The 20,571-nt window shown below is 61.2% G+C and carries 21 protein-coding genes; 15 read left to right on the top strand and 6 right to left on the bottom strand.

Going from position 1 to position 20,571, the window contains the following annotated elements; translation table 11 throughout:
- Positions 1 to 88: 88 nt before the first annotated feature.
- Both HBN98_RS06130 and HBN98_RS06125 read left to right on the top strand, forming a co-directional pair.
- Positions 89 to 1,555 carry a purine-cytosine permease family protein gene (locus HBN98_RS06130; RefSeq protein WP_083368247.1) on the top strand — a complete coding sequence of 489 codons (1,467 nt, stop codon included), beginning with the start codon at positions 89 to 91 and terminating at the stop codon, positions 1,553 to 1,555.
- Complete coding sequence (locus HBN98_RS06125; RefSeq protein WP_083369409.1) at positions 1,548 to 2,468, top strand: PfkB family carbohydrate kinase; 921 nt, start codon at positions 1,548 to 1,550, stop codon at positions 2,466 to 2,468. The genes HBN98_RS06130 and HBN98_RS06125 overlap by 8 nt, the downstream gene beginning before the upstream one ends.
- A gap of 152 nt (positions 2,469 to 2,620) precedes the next feature.
- Here HBN98_RS06125 and HBN98_RS06120 read toward each other — a convergent pair whose 3' ends face one another.
- The 3 genes from HBN98_RS06120 to HBN98_RS06110 form a co-directional block, all read right to left on the bottom strand.
- Positions 2,621 to 2,875, bottom strand: coding sequence for a hypothetical protein (locus HBN98_RS06120; RefSeq protein WP_064588665.1), 255 nt, complete (start codon positions 2,873 to 2,875; stop codon positions 2,621 to 2,623).
- A gap of 44 nt (positions 2,876 to 2,919) precedes the next feature.
- Positions 2,920 to 3,255 carry a hypothetical protein gene (locus tag HBN98_RS06115; RefSeq protein WP_064588664.1) on the bottom strand — a complete coding sequence of 112 codons (336 nt, stop codon included), beginning with the start codon at positions 3,253 to 3,255 and terminating at the stop codon, positions 2,920 to 2,922.
- A gap of 164 nt (positions 3,256 to 3,419) precedes the next feature.
- On the bottom strand, positions 3,420 to 4,073 hold the full coding sequence (locus HBN98_RS06110; RefSeq protein WP_083368248.1) for an HD domain-containing protein: 654 nt from the start codon (positions 4,071 to 4,073) through the stop codon (positions 3,420 to 3,422).
- Between the two features lie 228 nt (positions 4,074 to 4,301).
- Here HBN98_RS06110 and HBN98_RS06105 point away from each other — a divergent pair, with 228 nt between their 5' ends.
- Positions 4,302 to 4,781: a GNAT family N-acetyltransferase gene (locus tag HBN98_RS06105; RefSeq protein ID WP_083368249.1), complete on the top strand. Its 480-nt coding sequence runs from the start codon at positions 4,302 to 4,304 to the stop codon at positions 4,779 to 4,781.
- 3 nt (positions 4,782 to 4,784) lie between these two features.
- On the opposite strand, the gene HBN98_RS06100 is transcribed toward HBN98_RS06105, so the two are convergent.
- Complete coding sequence (locus HBN98_RS06100; RefSeq protein ID WP_083368250.1) at positions 4,785 to 5,258, bottom strand: hypothetical protein; 474 nt, start codon at positions 5,256 to 5,258, stop codon at positions 4,785 to 4,787.
- Between the two features lie 190 nt (positions 5,259 to 5,448).
- On the opposite strand from HBN98_RS06100, the gene HBN98_RS06095 reads away from it, so the two are divergent.
- The 5 genes from HBN98_RS06095 (at position 5,449) to HBN98_RS06075 (ending at position 10,618) form a co-directional block, all read left to right on the top strand.
- Entirely contained in the window at positions 5,449 to 6,438 is a 990-nt protein-coding gene (locus tag HBN98_RS06095) for a 2-dehydro-3-deoxygalactonokinase (protein WP_083368251.1), read from the top strand.
- Between the two features lie 19 nt (positions 6,439 to 6,457).
- Positions 6,458 to 7,078: a 2-dehydro-3-deoxy-6-phosphogalactonate aldolase gene (locus HBN98_RS06090; RefSeq protein ID WP_083368252.1), complete on the top strand. Its 621-nt coding sequence runs from the start codon at positions 6,458 to 6,460 to the stop codon at positions 7,076 to 7,078.
- Between the two features lie 12 nt (positions 7,079 to 7,090).
- A complete protein-coding gene (gene dgoD / locus HBN98_RS06085; RefSeq protein WP_262378972.1) occupies positions 7,091 to 8,275 on the top strand; it encodes a galactonate dehydratase in 1,185 nt (394 codons plus the stop codon).
- A 173-nt stretch (positions 8,276 to 8,448) separates the two neighbouring features.
- Complete coding sequence (locus tag HBN98_RS06080) at positions 8,449 to 9,753, top strand: MFS transporter (RefSeq protein ID WP_083368253.1); 1,305 nt, start codon at positions 8,449 to 8,451, stop codon at positions 9,751 to 9,753.
- Between the two features lie 61 nt (positions 9,754 to 9,814).
- Positions 9,815 to 10,618, top strand: a complete 804-nt coding sequence (locus HBN98_RS06075; RefSeq protein WP_064588657.1) for an IclR family transcriptional regulator — start codon at positions 9,815 to 9,817, stop codon at positions 10,616 to 10,618.
- A gap of 4 nt (positions 10,619 to 10,622) precedes the next feature.
- On the opposite strand, the gene HBN98_RS06070 is transcribed toward HBN98_RS06075, so the two are convergent.
- Positions 10,623 to 11,675, bottom strand: a complete 1,053-nt coding sequence (locus HBN98_RS06070; protein WP_083368254.1) for an NAD(P)-dependent alcohol dehydrogenase — start codon at positions 11,673 to 11,675, stop codon at positions 10,623 to 10,625.
- A 190-nt stretch (positions 11,676 to 11,865) separates the two neighbouring features.
- Between HBN98_RS06070 and HBN98_RS06065 the strand changes: the two genes are divergently transcribed.
- A complete protein-coding gene (locus HBN98_RS06065) occupies positions 11,866 to 12,756 on the top strand; it encodes an AraC family transcriptional regulator (protein ID WP_083368255.1) in 891 nt (296 codons plus the stop codon).
- A gap of 184 nt (positions 12,757 to 12,940) precedes the next feature.
- Here HBN98_RS06065 and HBN98_RS06060 read toward each other — a convergent pair whose 3' ends face one another.
- Positions 12,941 to 14,605 (bottom strand): electron transfer flavoprotein-ubiquinone oxidoreductase, encoded by a 1,665-nt coding sequence (locus HBN98_RS06060; RefSeq protein WP_083368256.1) that lies wholly within the window; start codon positions 14,603 to 14,605, stop codon positions 12,941 to 12,943.
- Between the two features lie 524 nt (positions 14,606 to 15,129).
- On the opposite strand from HBN98_RS06060, the gene HBN98_RS06055 reads away from it, so the two are divergent.
- From HBN98_RS06055 to HBN98_RS06030, 6 genes are all read left to right on the top strand, one after another.
- Entirely contained in the window at positions 15,130 to 15,879 is a 750-nt protein-coding gene (locus HBN98_RS06055) for an electron transfer flavoprotein subunit beta/FixA family protein (RefSeq protein ID WP_003226982.1), read from the top strand.
- Complete coding sequence (locus HBN98_RS06050) at positions 15,880 to 16,809, top strand: electron transfer flavoprotein subunit alpha/FixB family protein (RefSeq protein WP_083368257.1); 930 nt, start codon at positions 15,880 to 15,882, stop codon at positions 16,807 to 16,809. It begins immediately after the preceding gene.
- 80 nt (positions 16,810 to 16,889) lie between these two features.
- Positions 16,890 to 17,711, top strand: a complete 822-nt coding sequence (locus tag HBN98_RS06045) for a substrate-binding periplasmic protein (RefSeq protein ID WP_083368258.1) — start codon at positions 16,890 to 16,892, stop codon at positions 17,709 to 17,711.
- 9 nt (positions 17,712 to 17,720) lie between these two features.
- The gene (locus HBN98_RS06040) at positions 17,721 to 18,077 is read left to right on the top strand and encodes a DUF4398 domain-containing protein (RefSeq protein ID WP_169842076.1); all 357 of its coding nucleotides are present in this window, start codon (positions 17,721 to 17,723) and stop codon (positions 18,075 to 18,077) included.
- Positions 18,074 to 18,886 carry an OmpA family protein gene (locus tag HBN98_RS06035; RefSeq protein WP_064588650.1) on the top strand — a complete coding sequence of 271 codons (813 nt, stop codon included), beginning with the start codon at positions 18,074 to 18,076 and terminating at the stop codon, positions 18,884 to 18,886. The genes HBN98_RS06040 and HBN98_RS06035 overlap by 4 nt, the downstream gene beginning before the upstream one ends.
- A 201-nt stretch (positions 18,887 to 19,087) precedes the next feature.
- Positions 19,088 to 20,527 carry an aminotransferase-like domain-containing protein gene (locus HBN98_RS06030; protein WP_064588649.1) on the top strand — a complete coding sequence of 480 codons (1,440 nt, stop codon included), beginning with the start codon at positions 19,088 to 19,090 and terminating at the stop codon, positions 20,525 to 20,527.
- Positions 20,528 to 20,571: the final 44 nt, after the last annotated feature.

Genomic DNA, 20,571 nt, shown 5'->3' with positions numbered 1-20,571 from the left:
CCGAGCGGGAGCAAGCTCCCTCGCCACAAAAGCACTAAATTTTGCGTCATTGCCACAACCACAATAAAGGCAAACAGGAGCACTGTTCATGAGTTCATCAAACGCCGGGCAAAGCGCCGGACAGCTGGAAACCCGGGGTATCGAACCGGTGCCGGAAGCCGAGTGCAACGGCCACCCGCTGCAGCTGTTCTGGGTCTGGTTCGCCGCCAACATTTCCATTCTCGGTCTGCCGCTGGGCGCCACGCTGGTGGCGTTTCGCGGGTTGGCGATCTGGCAGGCGATCATCGTCGCGATTGTCGGTGCGGCCGGTTCGTTTGCGGTGGTGGGGATCATCTCGATTGCCGGCCGCCGTGGCCGTGCGCCGAGCCTGACCTTGTCGCGGGCGATCTTCGGCGTACGCGGCAATATCGGCCCGACGCTGGTCTCGCTTATGTCGCGCCTGGGCTGGGAAACCGTCAACACCACCACGGCGGCATTCGTGTTGCTGTCGCTGTGCTCGATCCTGTTCGGCTCGCCGGTGGAAGCCAAAAGTGCGCCGGTCCTGACCCTGATCTTCATCGCGATTTTCGTCCTGCTGACCCTGTCGGTTTCCGGCCTCGGTCATGCCACGTTGCTGGTGATCCAGAAGTGGGCGACCTACGTGTTCGGTGCGCTGAACATTCTGGTCGGCGGCTTCCTCTGCGCGACCATCGACTGGAGCGCGGTGTTCAACGCCACCCCGGCGCCGCTGAGCGCGATGATCATCGGCATCGGCACCATGGCCGCCGGCACCGGGATCGGCTGGGCCAACGCCGGTGCCGACATGTCGCGCTATCAACACCGCAGCGTCAAAGCCGTGCGTCTGGTGGCGTCGGCGGCGTTCGGCGCCGGGATTCCGCTGGTGCTGCTGATCACCCTCGGTGGCCTGCTGTCGGTGGGCAACAACGACCTGGCGTCGGCAACTGACCCGATTGTGGCCATCCGCGACATGCTGCCGACATGGATGGCCGTGCCGTACCTGATCACCGCGTTCGGCGGTCTGCTGCTGTCGAACAACCTCTCGGTGTACTCCGCCGGTTTGACCACGCTGACCCTGGGCCTGAAGGTCAAACGCGTGTACGCGGTGGTGGTGGACATCGTCGCGATCTTCGCCGGCTCGATCTATTTCATGCTGATCGCCGACAGCTTCTACGGTCCGTTCATCACCTTCATTTCCCTGCTGGCGGTGCCAATCACCGCGTGGGTCGGGATTTTCGTGGTCGACCTGATTCACCGCCATTACTACAGCCCCAAAGACCTGCTCGACGTCAGCCCGAGCAGCGCCTACTGGTATCGCGGCGGCATCGAGTGGCGCGCGTTCGGCGCCTGGGCGATTGCCATCGTGCTCGGCTTCAGTTTCACCACCATCGGCACCACCGCCGAGAACGTCTGGTTCAAGGGCTTCCTGTCCGACTCGTGGCTGGGGCACAACGGTCTGGGCTGGATCGTGACCTTCGTGGTGGCCGGTGGCATTTACTTCGTCCTTGGCGGGGCGAAAGATCGCCGCGCCGCGCAAGTCGAGAATGCTCATGCCTAAGATGTTGCACACCGGCCAGGTCATTATCGACCTGGTCATGGCGGTGGATCAGCTGCCACAAGTCGGCGGCGATGTGCTGGCGCAGTCTGCAGGTTTCGAGGCCGGCGGCGGGTTCAACGTGATGGCCGCTGCCGTGCGCAATGGTCTGCCAGTGGTGTATCTCGGCCGCCACGGCACCGGGCGTTTCGGCGATCTGGCACGCCAGGCAATGAGTGAAGAGGGCATTCACATCGGCATCAAAACGCCTGCGCTACGCGACACCGGGATTTGCGTGGCACTGACCGATGCGTCGGCCGAGCGCAGTTTCATTTCTTACATCGGCGCTGAAGGAGAAGTCACCGAGGAAGACCTGAACAGCGTGACGGCCGAGGCGGGCGATTACGTGTATCTGAGTGGCTACAGCCTGCTGCATGAAGGCAAGGCGCAGGCGTTGCTGGACTGGACGCTGGCGCTGGCGCAGACGATCAAGGTGGTGTTCGATCCGGGCCCCTTGGTCGAGTCACCGGATTCGCCGTTGATGCAGGCGCTGCTGCCGCGCATCGATGTGTGGACCAGCAACAGCGTCGAGGCGTTGCGGTTTACCGGGGCTGCGGACCTCGCTGAAGCCCTGGATCGTCTCGCTGAGCATCTCCCGAAAGAGGTGCTGTTGGTGGTGCGTGACGGGCCGCAGGGTTGCTGGATTCAACAGCGTGGCGAGCGACGGCATGTGCCGGGGTTTGCAGTAAAAGCCGTGGACAGCAACGGGGCGGGCGATGCCCATGCCGGGGTGTTTGTCGCCGGATTGGCGCAGGGTTTGAATGCGCATGAGGCAGCACGGCGGGCCAATGCGGCGGCGGCTGTGGCAGTGACGCGGTGGGGGCCGGCGACATCGCCGGGGACTGCTGAGGTTGATGCATTAATACGCGGCGACTGAACAACCGTCATCGCCAGCAGGCTGGCTCCCACAAGGGAATCACGTCGCTCACAAAACCCCTGTAGGAGCTGCCGCAGGCTGCGATCTTTTGATCTTGAAAGATCGCAGCCTGCTGCGGCTCATACAGGACTCTACTGCTCGCGGATCTACCGTCAGCTATCGAGCTTTCGCGCCGCTTCAACCCCAGCCGCACTGAGCTTGATCGGCAAATTCAACGAGTGTTCGCCGGCCTCGTTGCAGGTCACATGACCATGGTGGATCAGTCCGCGTTCCTGCAGGGCGGCGAGGGCGCTGGCCACGACTTTCTCACCGCGATAATTGTCCAGCACCTCTTTGCCCAGTCCGCTCGGATGGGCGTGCAGCAGGCGGGTGAGGACTTCTTTTTCCAGGTTTTTATCGACGTTCATGGTTACCTCTTCATGGATGTGAATAGGACGCTCGCGTCGGCGAACTACTGGCCGCCGCCCTCGGAGCCCGAACCACCGGTGGTGGTTTTCGAGCCGATGCCGGGGCCGGCGTTGTCGGGTGTGGCGGGGGAGTCAGGGGTGTTCATGCCACCCTGGCGGCCGGGGTCACTGCCCTGGGTACGTGGGTCAGTGCCGGTGGCGGGCGGCTGGTTGATCAGGGGGACGCCGGAGCCATCGGTATTCATGCCTGGGGCACTGTTGATGACCGGGGCTCGTGGTGGGGTCGGATCGGTAGGGCCGGTGCCTGCGGCAGTTGCAGCGAAGGCTGCGGGGCAGAGCAGGGCGGTGAAGACAACAGCGGTCAACCTTGACGAAATCATAGGGCTTCTCCAGTGATTGGAATCCTTACCTTTTATTGGTCTGCCCGCGAATTGGATTGGTGCCTGAGGAACGACGAACGGTCGGTTCTCGGCACCGGTATTTTCACGTCAGTGCCACGCCGGGTCCGCTGAAACCTGAGCATCAGCCCAGCGCAATAACCGCTTCAGACGATGCCGATCTCTTCCTTGAACTGCTCCATAAACCCCTTCAGGCGTTGATGGCGGATCTGCGCCAGACGCTGACCCGCAGCGGTCTGGAAGCCTTCGGCGAGGTGCAGCAGCTTGGTCTGGAAGTGGTCGAGGCAAAAGCGCGTGTCGTTGTAATCGCGATGTTTAGCCTCCGGATCCTGTGGGTCGTAAAGCGCCGAGCCCATGCGCCCGGCAACATAGAAGGTGCGGGCGACACCGAGCATGCCCAGTGAGTCGAGCCGATCGGCGTCCTGAACCAGTTTCGCCTCAAGGGTGAGCGGGGTGATGTTGGCGGAAAAACTGTGGGCTTCAATGGCGTGGGCGACGGCGCTGATGTTGCTTTGGGACCAGTCCAACGCGGCCAGCACGTTGGCGGCTTTTGTTGCGGCGAGACGTGAAGCCTGCGAGCGCAGCGGCGAGTTCTTTTCGACGGCGACGCAATCGTGCAGCAGCACGGCGGCAAGCAACACCTCAAGGTCTCCGCCTTCCTCGGCCTGCAAGGTGCGCACGTTGTGCCAGACCCGTTGCAGGTGCGCGAGGTCGTGGGCGCCGTCGTCGGAGGGTTCAAGGGCGTGGGGCAGCAGTGCGCTGGCGAGGGTGGTCAAAGGGGCAAAAGCGCTGGCAGACATTAGTGTTCTTTCAGTTGAGTTGAGCTTTGTTGGCAAGGGAGCTTGTCGAATCGTCGCACCGTCCCGCTCAACTGCGTGACAATCGCAAAACCCGGAAACAAGCCCTGTCTGATGGATCACATTGAAGGGTATTGGGGCCGTTGCGCAACCCCGCGGGAGCAAGCTCCCTCGCCACAATAGCAATGCAGCTTTAGTATGGCGCTTTCCCTTTTCCGACAAGGCCCGTCCATGACGATCGAAATCCGCCCGGCGACCCCCAGCGATGCACCGCAGATCCTCGCCTTCATCACCGAACTGGCAGATTTCGAAAAGGCCCGTCACGAAGTGATCGCCAGCGTCACCGACATCGAGCGTAGCCTGTTCGGCGAAGGCGCCACGGCCCACGGCCTGATCTGCCTGCGTGATGGTGTGCCGATCGGTTTCGCGGTGTTCTTCTTCAGCTATTCGACGTGGCTTGGCAGCAACTGCCTGTACCTCGAAGACCTCTACATCACCCCCGAACAACGAGGCGGCGGCGCCGGCAAAACCCTGCTGCGCCACTTGGCGAAAATCGCCTGCGACAACGACTGCGGCCGTTTCGAGTGGAGCGTGCTGGAGTGGAACACCCCGGCCATCGATTTCTACAAATCCCTCGGCGCGCAGCCGCAGGAAGAGTGGGTGCGTTATCGCATGGATGGCAAGGTGTTGCGGGAATTTGCCGAGGGATGATCCTCAGGGCTTCGATGTGGTTTTGGCTGTTTCATCATCAGTCATTTCCCAATTGCCGCTCAGCAATCCATCAAGTGTCTTGCGCACGGAAATCTTGAAAGCCCCGGCCTTCCTTTCATCGAAAGCCGCTTTCCAGTAGGTGTAGCCCTGACTGAAATCCGGAATCTGCGCCGTTTCGCCCAAGCGCCGGGTCAGGCTGCGCTGCAATGCTGCGGCTTGAAAAGGCAGATGCGGCATTTCGTTGAACTCGCCTCCGGTGACCGGGTTGGTCATCCGGATGCCATCCACGCGGATATGCACGACGGTGCCGTAGTGCGGATAGTTCTCGATTTTGAGGATGGTCACGGTTGAGGCTTCTTCGCCCGCGCGGGTCTTATAGGCCCAGATGTCGCCTTCTTTGATAGCGGGCAAGGCGCTGGCAATCGCCGCGAAGCAGAGCGCGCCACAGAGCAGTAACGCCGTTAAAGCGGTTTTCATTTTTTCTTCCTTGAACAGGTCGTGAGCAATCGTTGCGTGGACGCGACCGGCATTTTAGAGATTTGGCAAAGAAACGGTTGTTACACTTGTAAATCCCATAATATGGGAGAGATATTTATATATTGAGATTTTCCTGCGCCAAGGTTTATAGTCCATCGCACTCACTGCCAAAAACAAAACAGGTGAAGCGATGCAGGCGCAATTGATCGCGCTCGATTGGGGGACGACCTCATTACGTGCTTACAAACTCGCCGCGGGCGCAGTGGTGCTGGAGCAGCGTGCGCTGTCGTCCGGGATCATGCAGCTGCCCAAGACTTCGCGAGTCATCAACGGTGGTGAATGCGCCGACGGTTTTGAGCTGGCCTTTGACGAGGCCTGTGGCGACTGGCTCGATGCGCAGCCGGATCTGCCAGTGATCGCTTGCGGGATGGTCGGCAGCGCCCAGGGTTGGCGCGAAGCGGCCTACTGCGAAACACCGGCGAACGTCGCCCATCTCGGAAACTCCCTACAAACATTGGTCAGTCTGCGCGGTACGCGAGTGCATATCGTGCCGGGCGTGATCCAGCGCTCACGGCTGCCCAACGTGATGCGCGGTGAAGAAACCCAAGTGCTCGGCGTACTGCAGAACCTGCCGGTCGATGCTGGCGACGATCTGTTGATCGGCCTGCCGGGCAGCCATTCCAAGTGGGTGGACGTGGTCGATGGCTGCATCACGCATTTCGATACGTTCATGACCGGCGAAGTGTTCGCCGTGCTCAGTGAACACAGCATTCTCGGTCGCACCCAGCAACAGGGTGCGACGTTCGATGGCCAGGCGTTTGACCGTGGCGTTCAGGTGGCGCTGTCGGCGGACGGTGAACTCGGCGTGCTTTCCACGCTGTTCAGTGCGCGCACCCTGGGCCTGACCGGCGAACTTGCCCCGACGGCGCAAGCGGATTACCTGTCCGGGCTGATGATCGGCCATGAGCTGGCGGCCCTTGCCCCGGTTCAGCGGCGTCGCCGCAACAACACGAATCTCCCTTCGATCATCCTCATCGGCAACGCGCAACTCTGCGCCCGCTACAGCCGCGCCCTCGACGCTTGCGGTTTCGCCCCAGTGACGCTGGCCGAGCAGGCCACCGAGCGCGGCCTGTGGCAACTGGCGCTGGCCGCCGGACTTATCGATTCCTCATCCCGTTAACCCTGACTGGAGGCCTGACATGCTCAAGCAAGCACTGGCACAAAACGGTCTGATCGCGATCCTGCGTGGCCTGCATCCGCAGGAAGCTGCCGCTGTCGGAGAAGTCCTGTATGCCGCCGGATTTCGCGTCATCGAAGTACCGCTCAATTCCCCTTCGCCGTACGAAAGTATCCGCACCCTGCGCCAGACCTTGCCCGCCGATTGCCTGATCGGTGCCGGTACGGTGCTGACTGCGGAACATGTCGAGTTGGTCAAAGAGGCGGGCGGCCAGGTGATTGTCATGCCGCACAGCGACGCCAAGGTACTGCGCGCGGCGAAAGCGGCGGGGCTGTTTCTGTCGCCGGGTGTCGCCACGCCGACCGAAGCGTTCGCGGCGCTGGAGGAGGGCGCGGACATTCTCAAGTTGTTTCCGGCCGAGCAGATGGGCCCGGCGGTGGTCAAGGCCTGGCTCGCGGTGTTGCCATCGGGGACGGTGCTGGCGCCGGTCGGCGGGATCACCCCGGACAACATGCAGGCATTTATCGACGCGGGCGTCAAAGGCTTCGGCCTCGGTTCCGGGCTGTTCAAACCGGGCATGACGCCTGAGCAAGTGGCGGTGAATGCCAAGGCCTATGTGGCTGCGTGGAAGGCTCTTCGTTAAGACTTTTTGGCGCTGCGTGCGCTTCATCCGAATAAGAGAGACAAGCCGATGAAAATCACCAAACTCACCACCTTCATCGTCCCGCCGCGCTGGTGCTTCCTCAAGGTCGAAACCGACGAGGGCGTCACTGGCTGGGGCGAGCCCGTGGTCGAAGGTCGTGCGCACACCGTTGCGGCTGCCGTTGAGGAATTGTCCGACTACCTGATCGGCAAAGACCCACGCAACATCGAGGACATCTGGACCGTGCTGTACCGCGGCGGCTTCTACCGTGGCGGTGCGATTCACATGAGTGCGCTGGCCGGTATCGATCAGGCGTTGTGGGACATCAAGGGTAAGGCGCTCGGCGTGTCGGTGAGCGATCTGCTCGGCGGTCAGGTGCGTGACAAGATTCGTGTGTATTCGTGGATCGGCGGCGACCGTCCGGCTGACACTGCGCGCGCTGCGAAGGAGGCGGTGAGCCGTGGGTTTACCGCGGTGAAAATGAACGGCACCGAAGAGCTGCAATTCCTCGACTCCTTCGAGAAAGTCGACCTCGCTTTGGCCAACGTTGCTGCGGTGCGTGATGCGGTCGGGCCGAACGTCGGCATCGGCGTCGACTTCCATGGTCGGGTGCACAAGCCGATGGCCAAGGTGCTGATGAAGGAACTCGACCCGTACAAACTGATGTTCATCGAAGAGCCGGTGCTCAGCGAAAACTACGAAGCGTTGAAGGAGCTGGCGCCGTTGACCAGTACGCCGATTGCTCTCGGTGAGCGGCTGTTTTCGCGCTGGGACTTTAAACGGGTGTTGAGCGAAGGCTACGTCGACATCATCCAGCCGGATGCCTCCCACGCCGGTGGCATCACCGAAACCCGCAAGATCGCCAACATGGCTGAGGCCTATGACGTGGCGCTGGCGCTGCATTGCCCACTGGGGCCGATTGCGCTGGCAGCGTGTTTACAACTCGACGCGGCTTGTTACAACGCGTTTATCCAGGAGCAGAGCCTGGGCATCCATTACAACGAGAGCAACGACTTGCTCGACTACGTGAAGGATCCACGGGTGTTCGACTACGACCAGGGTTTCGTGAAGATCCCGAACGGGCCGGGGCTGGGCATCGAGATCAACGAGGAATACGTGATCGAACGCGCCGCCGTCGGCCACCGCTGGCGCAACCCGATCTGGCGCCATGCCGATGGCAGCTTTGCCGAGTGGTGAGTGCCTTCTGATCCACCACAAATCCCCTGTAGGAGTGAGCCTGCTCGCGATGGCGTCTTGTCTGACACATCAATGCCAGATGTGCCACCGAATCGCGAGCAGGCTCACTCCTACAGGGATTGGTGCAAGGCCATAGGCCGACCTCAAATAATCATAAGAAGAGGCACCCCCTCATGCCACCGCAAACCCTCACCGGGCAGGCGTCTTTAGTCACGCCCAGCCGCAAGCGGTTTTTCATCATGGTGTTGCTGTTCATCACCGTGGTCATCAACTACCTCGACCGCAGCAACCTGTCGATTGCCGCGCCGGCGCTGACCAGCGAACTGGGCATCGATCCGGTACACGTCGGGCTGATTTTCTCCGCGTTCGGCTGGACCTACGCCGCGATGCAGATTCCCGGCGGCTGGCTGGTGGATCGGGTACCGCCGCGCATTCTCTACAGCGTTGCGCTGCTGCTGTGGTCGCTGGCCACGGTGATGCTCGGCTTTGCCGCGAGTTTCATTGCACTGTTTGTGCTGCGTATGGCGGTCGGTGCGCTTGAAGCGCCGGCGTATCCGATCAACAGCCGCGTGGTCACCACCTGGTTTCCCGAACGCGAGCGGGCCACGGCGATTGGTTTCTACAGCTCCGGGCAGTTTGTCGGGCTGGCGTTTCTGACCCCGGTGCTGGCGTGGCTGCAACATGAATTCGGCTGGCACATGGTGTTCGTCGCCACCGGCGCGGCGGGGATTGTCTGGGCGGCGATCTGGTACGCGGTGTATCGCGAGCCGCGAGACTTCAAGGGCGCCAACGATGCGGAAATCGATCTGATCCGCGAGGGTGGCGGACTGGTGGATATTCAGGCGCAGACGACCAAGGCCCCGTTCAACTGGACCGACCTGGGCATCGTCCTGACCAAGCGCAAGTTGTGGGGCATCTACCTCGGCCAGTTCTGCCTGAACTCGACGCTGTGGTTTTTCCTGACGTGGTTCCCGACCTACCTGGTGAAATATCGTGGCATGGATTTCATCAAGTCCGGCCTGTTGGCGTCGCTGCCGTTCCTTGCCGCGTTCATTGGCGTGCTGTGTTCGGGGTTCTTTTCCGACTGGCTGATCCGGCGGGGCTGCAGCGTGGGGTTTGCGCGCAAGTTGCCGATCATTGGCGGGCTGCTGATTTCCACCTCGATCATCGGTGCCAACTTCGTTGAGTCGACGCCGCTGGTGATCGCCTTCCTGGCGCTGGCGTTTTTCGGCAACGGGCTGGCGTCGATCACCTGGTCGCTGGTCTCGACGCTGGCGCCGGCGCGGTTGCTGGGCCTGACCGGCGGAGTGTTCAATTTCATCGGCAACCTGTCGGCGATTGCCACGCCGATCGTGATTGGCTTCCTTGCCAGCGGCGATTCGTTCGCCCCGGCAATCACCTACATCGCCGTGCTGGCCTTGATCGGTGCGTTGTCTTACGTGCTGCTGGTGGGCAAGGTCGAGCGTATCGAGTTGTAGTGGTCCGCATCGGGCGACCATAATGCCGCCCGTTCCCTCGCTCAACGGTAAAAGGCTGGATATGCAGGAAGACGCCCCGGAAAAAACCAAGGACGCCGCCCCCACCGGCACCCAGACGCTGCTTCGCGGACTGGGGGTGGTGCAGGCGGTGGCCAGTGGCGCCCGCGATCTGAAAGAGATCGCCCGGCTGATCGGCACCACGCGCAGCACCACCCATCGTCTGGCCAGTTGCCTGGTGGACGAGCGCTACCTGCGCGTGGTGCCGCAAATCGGTTATCTGCTGGGGCCGAAGCTGATCGAACTGGGGTTTCAGGCGCGCGAAGAATTGCCGCTGGTGAATCTGGCCGGGCCGTATCTGGACGAGTTGTCGGCGCTGACCGGCGACACCGTGCACCTGGGCATTCGTGAAGGCGACGAGGTGTTGTACCTGCTGAAGAATCCGGGGCGCAATGGCCCGGAAATGCGTTCGCGGGTCGGCCATCGCATGCCGCTGGCGCGCACCGGGATCGGCAAGGCGTTGATGCTCGATGATGCCCCGCAGGATTGGCAACGGCTGTACGACATCAGCCTGCCGGCGGGTGGGAAAAGTCAGTTCTGGCCGCAGCATCCCCAGCAATCGTGGGAACAGCTTGAGCAGCGCATGACCGAGTACGTTGCTGGCGGCTACGCGTTCGATCTGGAAGACAACGAACCGTCGATCCGTTGCGTGGCGGCGCCGATTCGTGATGCGAGCAAGCGCATTGTCGCGGCGATCAGCATCGCCAGCACCGTGCCGTACATGCCGCTGGAAAAAATGGCCGAGCTGATCCCCCTGATCAAAGGAGTCACAGCCCGGCTGTCGGCGGAGCTTGGCTTGAAGGTTTGAAGCCTTAAACCTTGAGCGTCGCCATGTCGATCACGAAGCGATACTTCACGTCACCGGCGATCATCCGGGCGTAAGCCTCGTTGATCTGGCGGATGTCGAGCATTTCGATGTCGCAGGTGATGTTGTGCTCGGCGCAGAAATCCAGCACTTCCTGGGTTTCGGCGATGCCGCCGATCAACGAGCCGGCCAGCACGCGGCGGCCCAGCACCAGGTTGGCGGCGTGCACCGGCGGGTCGATCGGCTCGATCAGCCCCACCAGGATATGCACACCATCAAAGCGCAGGGTTTGCAGGTACGGGTTGAGGTCGTGCTGCACCGGAATGGTGTCCAGCAGGAAGTCGAACCGGCCTGCGGCGGCGGCCATCTGCTCGGCGTCGGTGGAGACGATCACATGATCGGCGCCCTGACGACGACCTTCCTCGGCCTTGCTCGCCGAGCGGGTGAACAGCGTGACTTCCGCGCCCAGCGCCTTGGCAAACTTGATGCCCATGTGGCCCAGGCCGCCCATGCCGAGAATCCCGACCTTGTCACCGGCCTTGACCCCGTAGTGCTTGAGCGGCGAGTAGGTGGTGATGCCGGCGCAGAGGATCGGCGCGGCGCTGGCCAGGTCGAGCTTCTCCGGGATGCGCACCACGAAGTGCTCGCTGACCACGATGCTGTCCGAATAACCGCCCATGGTGTTGCTGCCGTCGACCCGGTCCGGGGTGGCGTAGGTCATGGTCGGGCCTTCGAGGCAGTATTGTTCGAGGTTCTGCTGGCAGGCGGCGCAGGTGCGGCAGGAGTCGACCATGCAGCCGACACCGACCAGATCGCCGACTTTATGTTGGGTGACGTTCGCACCGATGGCGGTGACTTTACCGACGATCTCGTGGCCGGGCATCAACGGGTAAACGGCGATGCCCCATTCGTTGCGCGCCTGGTGGATGTCGGAGTGGCAGACGCCGCAGTAGAGGATCTCGATCGCCACGTCGTCAGCGCGAGGGCTGCGGCGTTCGAATTTCATCGGGGCGAGGGGAGTGGTGGCCGATTGAGCGGCATAACCGATAGCGGTGTACATGAGAAACCTCGCAGAAGCAGTGACAGGTGAGGTGGTGCATTTTGGGCGCCGTCTGTCGCGGCGGCCATGACGATTCCTCCGGGTCTCATGCCTAATCCTCCGGCATGCAGGTCTGCGCGAGCGCATTGGCAAAAGGATCTGCGATGATGCTTGCATGCCTCTTTCCGTGACTTTTTTGAAGACCCCTCCGATGCAGTTGACCCGCCACCTTGATGCCAATGCCACGCTGGTTTCGCTGATCGAACCGCTGGCGCTTCGCGACGGTTACAGCCAGACCGGGTTGCCCGGCGTGCAGGTCTTGCGCGCCAGTTGCGACGTCGCGCGCGGCCCGCACATTTATGAGCCGAGCCTGATGATCATCGCCCAAGGCAGCAAACTGGCGTTCCTCGGCCCGCGCACCATGGAATATGGCGCCGGGCACTACCTGATTCAGGCGCTGCCGGTGCCGTTCGAGTGCGAAACCTTTGCCTTGCCGGATGCGCCGTTGCTGGGGGTGTCGGTGGCGATCGACCGGGTGTTGCTCGGTGAACTGGTGCTGGCCATGGGGCTGGCGCCGGGGCGGCACATTCCGGCGCAGACGCCGGAGTCGATGACCTCGGTGGTGCTCGACGATGACATGCGCGGCTGTGTCGAACGCTTGCTGCGCTGCCTGCACGATCCGCTGGAGTGTCAGATTCTGGGGCCGGCACGGGTGCGCGAATTATTGTTCACCGCGCTGCGCGGACCGCAGGCCGATGTGTTGCGCGCGCTGGTGGAGCAGCAGGGACAGTTCGCCCGGGTGGCGGCGTCGATCAGCCATCTGCACGCGCACTACACAGAGCCGCTGAATGTCGAGATCCTGGCCAGTTGCGCGAACATGAGCGTTTCGTCCTTTCACGAACACTTCAAACGCAGCACGTTGCTGTCGCCGGTGCAGTACCTGAAGCGTTTGCGCTTGCTCAAGGCGCAGACCTTGCTGATCGCTGAAGGGTTGGGTGTGGCGCAGGTGGCGCATCGGGTGGGGTATCAGAGTACGTCGCAGTTCAGTCGCGAGTACAAGCGCTACTTCGAGCGCAGCCCGGGTGATGAGCGCGCGGCTTGAGTCAGTCGCAACGCTCTCGATGGACCCGCGATCCTTGTAGGAGCTGCGGCACGCTGCGATCTTTTGATTTTTCAGATCAGCGTCAAAAGATCGCAGCCTTCGGCAGCTCCTACAAGAGGAATGCTGGAATCGTGGGCAACAAAAAGGCCCCCAATTCGGGAGCCTCGTTGTTCAGCGATACGCCTTACATGTTCGGGTAAGTCGGGCCGCCGGCGCCTTCCGGCGTGACCCAGGTGATGTTCTGCGAAGGGTCCTTGATGTCACAGGTCTTGCAGTGCACGCAGTTCTGGGCGTTGATCTGGAAGCGCTTCTCGCCGTCTTCCTTGGTAATCACTTCGTAGACGCCGGCCGGGCAGTAGCGCTGCGCCGGTTCGTCGTACAGCGGCAGATTCTTGCTGATCGGGATGCTCGGGTCGGTCAGCTTCAAGTGGCACGGCTGCTCTTCTTCGTGGTTGGTACCGGAGATGAACACCGAGCTCAGTTTGTCGAAGCTGAGTTTGCCGTCCGGCTTCGGATAGTCGATCTTCTTGCAGTCGGCCGCCAGCTTCAGGCAAGCGTAATCCGGCTTGGTGTCGTGCAGGGTGAACGGCAGTTTGCCGCCGAAGATGTTCTGGTCCAGCCAGTTGAAACCGCCGCCGACGATCGCGCCGAACTTGTGGATCGCCGGGCCGAAGTTGCGGCTGGCGAACAGTTCGTCGTAGAGCCAGCTCTTCTTGAACGCGTCCACATAGGTGGTCAGTTCTTCGGTACCGTCCTTGTCAGCGAACAGTGCGTCAGCCACCGACTCAGCGGCGAGCATGCCGGACTTCATCGCGGTGTGGCTGCCCTTGATCTTGGCGAAGTTCAGGGTGCCGAGGTCGCAACCGATCAGCGCGCCGCCCTTGAAGACCATTTTCGGCAGCGAGTTCAGGCCACCTTTGCAGATTGCGCGGGCGCCGTAGCTGACGCGCTTGCCGCCTTCCAGGTACTGGGCCAGCACCGGGTGATGCTTGAGGCGCTGGAATTCGTCGAACGGCGACAGGTAGGTGTTGCTGTAGGACAGGTCAACGATCAGACCGACCACCACCTGGTTGTTTTCCAGGTGATAGAGGAATGAGCCACCGGTGTTTTCGGTGCCCATGATGTCCAGCGGCCAGCCGGCGGTGTGCACCACCAGGCCAGGCTGATGTTTGGCCGGGTCGATTTCCCAGATTTCTTTCAGGCCGATGCCGTAATGCTGGGCGTCGGCATCGCTGTCGAGGTTGTAGCGCTTGATCAGTTGCTTGCCGATGTGGCCACGGCAACCTTCGGCGAACAGCGTGTATTTGCCACGCAGTTCCATACCCGGGGTGTACAGGCCTTCTTTCGGATGACCTTCACGGTCGACGCCCAGATCACCGGTGATGATCCCGCGCACGATGCCGTTTTCGTCGATCAGCGCTTCCTGAGCGGCGAAGCCCGGGTAGATTTCCACGCCGAGGTTTTCGGCCTGCTGCGCCAGCCAGCGGCACAGGTTGCCCAGGGAAATAATGTAGTTGCCTTCGTTGTGCATGGTCTTGGGCACAAAGAAGTCTGGAATTTTCTGCGCGCTGTCGGCGTTTTTCAGGACGAAAATATCGTCGCGGGTGACCGGGGTGTTCAGCGGGGCGCCGAGTTCTTTCCAGTCCGGGAACAGTTCGTTCAGAGCGCGTGGTTCGAACACGGCACCGGAAAGGATGTGTGCGCCGACTTCGGAGCCTTTTTCGACCACGCAGACGCTGATTTCCTTACCGGCTTCGGCGGCCTTCTGCTTCAGACGGCAGGCGGCGGACAGGCCAGCGGGGCCGGCACCGACGATGACCACGTCGAATTCCATGTATTCGCGTTCCACAGGCTATCTCCTACTCAAGGCTCAACAGTTTTTTTTCTAATTTGGAGGTTTGATGTCGCTTCCGTTATGCCTTTACGTTAACGTCAAGGGGGATAAAGGAAAAGCCACCTTTCTCTCTGGGCGGCGCATTATATCTACACCACTCTGAGCGTCCAATACAAACGTTTGTTTGAATCGGCTCCAGCCCAGAGAAATCAAAGAAGCGCGGCTTATGAACGGCCATTTTGCCGTATTGACCGGAATAGGCGTTCCGGTCAAGATACGGGCGGTTTTGCGCTCGCCGTAGGCAGACTGGCGGTTTCAAGAGCACCTCTAAAGACAGGGCACAGGCAGTTGAAGGTGATGCGCAGCGCAGGTCCGGCGCGCAGTTTACACACCGTGCAGAGCAATGACTTGTTGGTCACCACTGACGAACGGTCATCGCCCCCAGCCGGCGTTTTTAGAGGTGCCCTTGTGCCCGATGAGCATCATCCGCCAGGTTCGCCTAGGCGACTTTCTTTTCACCGGAGAGTAACGAGGAATCCATGAAGGTTCTTGTAGCTGTCAAACGCGTTGTGGATTACAACGTCAAGGTCCGCGTCAAGGCGGACAATTCCGGCGTAGACCTCGCCAACGTCAAGATGTCGATGAACCCGTTCTGCGAAATCGCAGTGGAAGAAGCCGTACGCCTGAAAGAGAAAGGTGTTGCGACTGAAATCGTCGTCGTCTCCATCGGCCCGTCCACCGCTCAGGAACAGCTGCGTACCGCACTGGCTCTGGGTGCCGACCGCGCCATCCTCGTCGAATCCGCTGAAGACCTGACTTCGCTGGCCGTGGCCAAGCTGCTCAAGGCCGTGGTCGACAAGGAACAGCCTCAGCTGGTGATCCTGGGCAAACAGGCCATCGACAGCGACAACAACCAGACCGGCCAGATGCTCGCTGCACTGAGCGGCTACGGTCAGGGCACTTTCGCTTCGAAAGTCGAAGTTTCCGGCGACAGCGTTGCCGTGACCCGCGAAATCGACGGCGGCGCGCAGACCGTTTCCCTGAAACTGCCGGCCATCGTCACCACCGACCTGCGTTTGAACGAGCCGCGCTACGCGTCCCTGCCAAACATCATGAAAGCCAAGAAGAAGCCTCTCGAAGTGCTGACTCCGGACGCTTTGGGCGTTTCCACCGCCTCCACCAACAAGACCCTGAAAGTCGAAGCGCCGGCTGCACGCAGCGCAGGCATCAAGGTCAAGTCGGTGGCTGAACTGGTCGAGAAACTGAAAAACGAAGCGAAGGTAATCTAAATGACTATCTTGGTTATTGCTGAACACGACAACAAAGTGCTGGCCCCGGCCACGCTGAACACCGTGGCTGCGGCTGCGAAAATCGGCGGCGACATTCACGTGCTGGTTGCTGGTCAGGGCGCTGGCGCCGTGACTGAAGCCGCGGCGAAAATCGCTGGCGTGAGCAAAGTCCTCAACGCTGACAATGCCGCTTACGCGCATCAGCTGCCGGAAAACGTTGCTCCGCTGGTCGCTGAGCTGGGCAAGGGTTACAGCCACATCCTGGCTGCCGCTACGTCCAACGGCAAAAACATCCTGCCGCGCGTTGCTGCTGCGCTGGACGTTGACCAGATCTCCGAGATCATCTCGGTCGAAAGCGCTGACACCTTCAAGCGCCCGATCTACGCCGGTAACGCGATTGCCACCGTGCAATCGACCGCCGCGATCAAGGTGATCACCGTACGTGCCACCGGTTTCGACCCGGTTGCTGCAGAAGGTGGTTCGGCTGCCGTTGAAGCCGTTGCTGCTGCCCACGACGCTGGCATCTCCAGCTTCGTCAGCGAAGAGCTGGCCAAGTCCGATCGTCCTGAACTGACCGCTGCCAAGATCGTCGTTTCCGGCGGTCGCGGCATGCAGAACGGTGACAACTTCAAACACCTGTACGCCCTGGCCGACAAGCTGGGCGCTGCTGTCGGCGCTTCGCGCGCCGCGGTCGACGCAGGTTTCGTACCCAACGACATGCAGGTCGGTCAGACCGGCAAGATCGTTGCACCACAGCTGTACATCGCCGTCGGTATCTCCGGCGCGATCCAGCACCTGGCCGGCATGAAAGACTCCAAAGTGATCGTTGCGATCAACAAGGACGAAGAAGCGCCGATCTTCCAGGTGGCCGACTACGGTCTGGTGGCGGATCTGTTCGAAGCAGTTCCTGAGCTGGAGAAGCTGGTCTAATCCGGCGGCTTCACTTATAAAGAGCCCGGCCTTCTGGTCGGGCTTTTTTTTGTCTCGGATTTGAGTGGGAGTGTTTTGCCATGGATCTGCGCCGCAGGTTGTTATTGGGATTGATCCTCTTGCCGGGGATGGCTGCGGCCGCCGGCAAATGCGAGCGCCTGGTCGTCACCGGCAGCCCGGATGCACCGCCGTACCTGTGGCAGGACCCGCAGAATCCCAAACAGCTGATCGGCGCCAGTGCCGACCTGTTGCAGCAAGTGGCCAAGGACCTCGGCATCAAGGTCGAGCTGCTTTATGCCGGCAAACGCGCGCAGGCCCTCGATGAGGTGCGCAGCGGGCGCATGGACATGCTGGCCGACACGCCGCTGATGTTCAACGAGCTGGAAAACCTCGACTACATCTATCCGCCGTTGCTGGAAAACGACTATCTGGTGTGGACGCGCAAAGGCTCGACGCTGGTCTACAGCGAAGCAAAGGACCTGCACGGACACACCGGCGGGGTGTCGGAAAAGTCTCGCATGACCCAAGAATTCGGCACTTTCGCCGAGCAGAATCTGACCCTGACTCGGACGGCAAACATCACCCAGGCCTTTCAGAAATTGCTGCTGGGCGAGGTGGAATATGTACTCGCCGGCCGCTACTCGGGCATGGCGGCCGCGCAGGCACTGGGCATGGCCAATGATCTGCTGGCCTTCGAGCAACCGATCGACCGGCCGGGCCTGTTCCTCGCGGTTTCGCACAACTCCGCCTGCAACGATCCGTGGTTGCGCGGACAGCTCGCTAAAAAGATGACAGAATTGCCCGCGTCCGGACTGACCGAAGCCGCGCTGCAACGCAATATCGAGCGCTGGAAGGCGCAGCAGCAACAGCCGCAGCCATCTGTCAGCGCCCCAAAACAGTAGGGATTCTTAGTGAGTATTCGACCTCTTTTCGCGGCCATGGCCGTTCTGGCCCTGGCCGGCTGCGCCAATGATCCGGCACCCAATGAACAAATGCGTCTGACAGAGCAGGCCATCGCCCAGGCCAAGGCCGTCGGTGCGACGGCTGATGACATGCCGGAAATGAAGCTGGCCGAAGACAAGTTCAACCGGGCCAAGGGCAACATGGCCGACGAGTCATTCAAGAACGCGCGCATGCGTTCCGAGCAGGCCGAGCTGGATGCACGTCTGGCCGAAGCCAAAGTGCTGACGCAAAAGAGCGAAGAGCAATTGAATGTGCTGAACACCCGCATCATCCGTCTGCGCAAGCAACTGGGAGATGCCCAATGAGCCTCCAGTCAAAAGTCCTCGGCGGACTGATTCTCGCCGGTTGCGCGAGCCTCTACGGTTGCGCCGGCCAACACAGCGAAGCCGCCTTGCAGCAGGCCAGCAGCGACTTTCAGAAGGTCAAGGAAGATTCCAACGTGCTGCGCATCGCGCCCAAGGACGTGATCCGCGCCGGTGAGTCGCTGGCCCGTGCCGATCGCCTGTCGACCTATTGGGGCAGTGGCTCGGACGTGGCGCATTACGCCTACCTGAGCCAGCGCTACAGCGAAATCGCCCGCGAACACACCAATCTGGTGCTCAACGAAGAGCGCGCGGCGAAGCTCGAGCTGGAACGCCAGCGCCTGCAACTGGCCCTGCGCGAGTCCAAACTGCTGAGCGTGCAGCAGCAGGGCAAGTGGCTCGAAGAGCAGATCGTCGCGCTGGCTACCACGCAAACCGATCGCGGTCTGGTCATGACCCTCGGCGACGTGTTGTTCGACACCGGCGAAGCGGAACTCAAGAACTCCGCCAACCGCGTGGTGTTGAAGATCGTGCAGTTCCTCCAGCTCAATCCGAAACGCGTGGTGCGGATCGAGGGTTACACCGACAGCACCGGCGGCAAGCAGGAAAACCTCAAGCTGTCGCGTGATCGCGCGCAGGCAGTAGCGGATGTGCTGATGGACTTGGGCATCGAGGACAAACGGATTCAGGTCGAAGGCTACGGCGACGAGTACCCGGTGGACGCCAACGCCTCCGAGCGTGGGCGGGCACAGAACCGTCGGGTGGAAATTGTGTTCTCCGACGAAAAAGGCCAGCTCGGCGCTGCCCGCTGAGGGCTGCGTCTCTGGAAAGCCCGGGCTGTCATGCAGCGCCGGGCTTTTTTACGTCTGTCGAGGGGGGCGCAAATCCATACAGTTGTGGCTGACACAGCACTGTATGGTTGACTAAAGTGGCAACTGTCCCAGTACACTTCTAAACTGTTCCGGTATTGTTTCACACAAGAATAAAACGCCCGTGAAATCGAGTACTGCGTCATGACCAATCTCTTGCTCTACCAGCGTATTGCTCAGCAACTGGCCGAGGACATCCGCCGTGGCGTCTATCAGCCCGGGGAACGTGTGCCGTCGGTGCGCAAGATGAGTTCGCAGCTCAACGTCAGCCATGCGACGGTGTTGCAGGCTTACGCCAATCTCGAAGATCAGGGCCTGATCCGCGCACGGCCGCAGTCCGGTTACTACGTGCATCAGACCCCGGCACTGACGGCCCCGACGCCGGATATCGCCCGGGTCGAACGGCCGGGTCTGGTCACCCGCGCCAGCATCATTCAGCAAGTGTTGGTCGAATCCCGTCGCGAAGGGGTATTCCCCTTGGGCGCGGCGGTGCCGAGCGTCGAGTATTTGCCGGTGCGTGCATTGCATCAGCAATTGGCCAAAGTCACCCGATTCCATAGCCCGCGGGCGTTCAGCTACATGTTCAGCCCAGGTTTCGAACCGTTGCGCCGGCAAGTGGCAATCCGCATGCGCGACGCTGGGGTGGTGGTCGATCCTTCAGAAGTGGTGATCACCCACGGTTGCGTCGATGCATTGCAGATGTCGTTGCGCGTGCTGACCCGTCCGGGCGATCTGATCGCCGCCGAATCACCGACCTATTACGGCCTGCTGCAACTGGCCGATCTGCTGGGCCTGAAAGTCATCGAGATTCCCAGCGATCCGGCCACCGGCATGAGCCTCGAGGCCCTGCAACTGGCGGCCAACCAATGGTCGATCAAGGCCTTGGTCCTGACCACGCGCCTGAGCAATCCACTGGGCGGCACCATGCCGGAAGAGCGGCAGAAACAATTGCTGCGCCTGGCCTCGGACTTCGACATCCAGATTGTCGAGGATGACATCTACGGCGAGTTGATGTTCGAACAGGGCCGCACCAAAGCCCTGAAGGCCTACGACCGGCTGGATCGGGTGATCTACTGTTCAAGCTTCTCCAAGACGCTGTCGCCGGGTGTGCGGGTCGGCTGGATGATTGCCGGCAAGTATCAGCAGGAAATCCAGCGTCTGCAGACGTTCACCACCCATTCGGCGTGCAGCGTGACGCAAATGGCGATTGCCGCTTATCTGGAAAATGGCGGTTATGACCGGCATTTACGGTACATCCGCCAGGAATACCGAAAAAACCTCAGCGCGTTCCAGCTGGCAGTGCAGCAGTACTTCCCTGAAGGCACGCAAATGACCCGGCCCACGGGCGGTTTCATCCTCTGGGTGAGTCTGCCGGGCAGGGTCAATACCCAGGAATTGCACGTGCGGGCATTGCAGCAGGGCATCAGCATCGCGCCGGGTCTGATCTTCAGTAATACCGAGCAGTTCAACCACTGTATCCGCCTCAATTGCGGCACGCCGTGGAATCGCGAGGCGGAAAGGGCGCTGATGACACTCGGTTTGCTGGCGACGCAACTGTGTCAGGAAACTGCGGGCGGTTTCTGAACGAGCGGCGCGTCGTGCTTGTCTTGTGACGCTCAACAGGCGAG

This window comes from Pseudomonas koreensis (assembly GCF_012986595.1).
In the GTDB taxonomy this organism is placed as follows: domain Bacteria; phylum Pseudomonadota; class Gammaproteobacteria; order Pseudomonadales; family Pseudomonadaceae; genus Aquipseudomonas; species Aquipseudomonas koreensis.
Note: the sequence above shows the minus strand (reverse complement) of the source record. Positions and strands in the feature narration are given on the sequence as shown.

Coding starts and splice junctions, on each gene's coding strand:
- HBN98_RS06090 (WP_083368252.1), top strand. CDS start 6,458: ATGCTCAAGCAAGCACTGGCACAAAACGGTCTGATCGCGATCCTGCGT.
- HBN98_RS06030 (WP_064588649.1), top strand. CDS start 19,088: ATGACCAATCTCTTGCTCTACCAGCGTATTGCTCAGCAACTGGCCGAG.
- HBN98_RS06100 (WP_083368250.1), bottom strand. CDS start 5,258: ATGAAAACCGCTTTAACGGCGTTACTGCTCTGTGGCGCGCTCTGCTTC.
- HBN98_RS06055 (WP_003226982.1), top strand. CDS start 15,130: ATGAAGGTTCTTGTAGCTGTCAAACGCGTTGTGGATTACAACGTCAAG.
- HBN98_RS06075 (WP_064588657.1), top strand. CDS start 9,815: ATGCAGGAAGACGCCCCGGAAAAAACCAAGGACGCCGCCCCCACCGGC.
- HBN98_RS06130 (WP_083368247.1), top strand. CDS start 89: ATGAGTTCATCAAACGCCGGGCAAAGCGCCGGACAGCTGGAAACCCGG.
- HBN98_RS06105 (WP_083368249.1), top strand. CDS start 4,302: ATGACGATCGAAATCCGCCCGGCGACCCCCAGCGATGCACCGCAGATC.
- HBN98_RS06115 (WP_064588664.1), bottom strand. CDS start 3,255: ATGATTTCGTCAAGGTTGACCGCTGTTGTCTTCACCGCCCTGCTCTGC.
- HBN98_RS06125 (WP_083369409.1), top strand. CDS start 1,548: ATGCCTAAGATGTTGCACACCGGCCAGGTCATTATCGACCTGGTCATG.
- HBN98_RS06045 (WP_083368258.1), top strand. CDS start 16,890: ATGGATCTGCGCCGCAGGTTGTTATTGGGATTGATCCTCTTGCCGGGG.
- HBN98_RS06065 (WP_083368255.1), top strand. CDS start 11,866: ATGCAGTTGACCCGCCACCTTGATGCCAATGCCACGCTGGTTTCGCTG.
- HBN98_RS06095 (WP_083368251.1), top strand. CDS start 5,449: ATGCAGGCGCAATTGATCGCGCTCGATTGGGGGACGACCTCATTACGT.
- HBN98_RS06050 (WP_083368257.1), top strand. CDS start 15,880: ATGACTATCTTGGTTATTGCTGAACACGACAACAAAGTGCTGGCCCCG.
- HBN98_RS06110 (WP_083368248.1), bottom strand. CDS start 4,073: ATGTCTGCCAGCGCTTTTGCCCCTTTGACCACCCTCGCCAGCGCACTG.
- HBN98_RS06035 (WP_064588650.1), top strand. CDS start 18,074: ATGAGCCTCCAGTCAAAAGTCCTCGGCGGACTGATTCTCGCCGGTTGC.
- HBN98_RS06080 (WP_083368253.1), top strand. CDS start 8,449: ATGCCACCGCAAACCCTCACCGGGCAGGCGTCTTTAGTCACGCCCAGC.
- HBN98_RS06070 (WP_083368254.1), bottom strand. CDS start 11,675: ATGTACACCGCTATCGGTTATGCCGCTCAATCGGCCACCACTCCCCTC.
- HBN98_RS06120 (WP_064588665.1), bottom strand. CDS start 2,875: ATGAACGTCGATAAAAACCTGGAAAAAGAAGTCCTCACCCGCCTGCTG.